The organism is Halorubrum sp. CBA1125 (genome assembly GCF_009742825.1).
Lineage (GTDB): Archaea > Halobacteriota > Halobacteria > Halobacteriales > Haloferacaceae > Halorubrum.
Genome location: NZ_WPCE01000347.1, coordinates 1 through 1,490, shown reverse-complemented (window position 1 = coordinate 1,490; position 1,490 = coordinate 1). Strand labels below are relative to the sequence as shown.

Here is a 1,490-nt window from a genome sequence, read left to right as displayed (position 1 = left end):
CTGTCTCTTACCCATAAGTCTCAGGAGTGCAGTTCGTATCCCTCCGCCCAAGTCTGAAGTTTCTTGAGGCCTTTCCACATTATCTCCCAGCCGGGCGGTGGATCAGAACTTCGGTCGAGGTAGCCGCCGACCTTCGCAACCGCAATTGCGTACGCTTGAGCCTCATTATCGGTCAATTCTGGAAATTTTGTTTCCAGAATTGACCGCTCAGTCTCGCTCAAGAGAGCCTCCGGTGAACGGTGTATATCTTCCCGAGCAAGCTCTCGCAACTCTAGCACCTTCCACGCAATCACAGAATAAACACTCAACAAAACCTCCATACGTTCCCACGTTTCCAGCCGGCGTTCCTCGATCCGGCACCCTGTTTTCAGCACTTTGTGCCAATCTTCGATCGTCCATCGAGCGCGATAGGACTCTACCACACTCAGCGAATCACTGAACTCCGCGACCGATTCAGTGGTGAGTAGCACCCACTGAATCGGGTCGTCTTGCTCTCTAACTTCGTCGATCCGTACGACGTTTACCGCGACTGGTTCTGTGTGAGTTGGATCGTTCTGCGGGGGAAGCAGCTCGCACGATCCGGCTTTGACGGTGAGCTCAGCTTCTCGGGCTGCTCTTCCACTTCCTTGTTCGATCTCTATCGACGTGCGACCTTGTTCAGGGATCTCTTCACTCCAGTCAATCAGACGCCCGTCCGTCCCGGACGGCGTCTGAATGCATCGATTCTGATTCGCACGGACGACGAATCCAGCGTCCAAGTCGTCTGTCACTTCACGGTAGAAGGCAAATGAGTCAGCGCCTCGGTCATGGATGAATATCGGTCGAACCTCCTCGGCAAGCCAGCGGCTGGCTTGCCGATCCCCTCGAATCCACTTTTCCTGTTCGCTGCCTAATTCGATTGGCTCGCTCTTGCCATTTGCATCGTGTTTGGTGCTGGCTTGCTGGTCCTCGATCAGCGACTGCTGATCGATGATCCCAGTCATGTGGTGCGTCTGTGGATCAAGCCCAATCGTCGTGTGAACTTTGACGCCTTCGAGATCTGTTTTGGAGTTGCCGATATCACCGAGTCCTTCCTTGGATGGATGTCGCGGAAAAACGAGTTCAGTAGTGTCAGAGACGACCAAGAGTTTGTTCTTGTCCCGGACTCGTGACCGTTGAGCTCGTTTGTGCGCACCGAGAATCTCGTTTGGGTCCACACGCTCGTTATCACAAAATCGATACGTAGCCTTTGCGGAGGCCCAGTCTTCGCAGGCGTTTGGGATCGACTCGGCAGGTGCCCTGCCGAGCCGATCTCCGACTTGCATCAATCGGTCAGTGAGCCGCTTGTCACCGAACTCAGCAGACTGGAACTCCTTTCGAACCTTGCCAGAAACATCGGTTTGACACAGCTCTTCCTCGTCTAGGTCAGTCCGCCGACTTCGTGAACCGCTCTGCATCTTGGTCTCTTTCTCGACGAACTACAGCGATAGAAGTTGTGGGTAAGAGACAGG

1 protein-coding gene is annotated in these 1,490 nt (G+C 54.2%); it reads right to left on the bottom strand.

All coding sequences use genetic code 11. From position 1 onward, the window contains the following. Nucleotides 1-20: 20 nt before the first annotated feature. The gene (locus GJ633_RS16560; RefSeq protein ID WP_156589638.1) at nucleotides 21-1,436 is read right to left on the bottom strand and encodes an IS4 family transposase; all 1,416 of its coding nucleotides are present in this window, start codon (nucleotides 1,434-1,436) and stop codon (nucleotides 21-23) included. Between the last annotated feature and the right edge of the window lie 54 nt (nucleotides 1,437-1,490).

Bases quoted from the DNA above. Each gene is read 5' to 3' on its own strand.
- GJ633_RS16560 (WP_156589638.1), bottom strand. From the start codon at position 1,436: ATGCAGAGCGGTTCACGAAGTCGGCGGACTGACCTAGACGAGGAAGAG.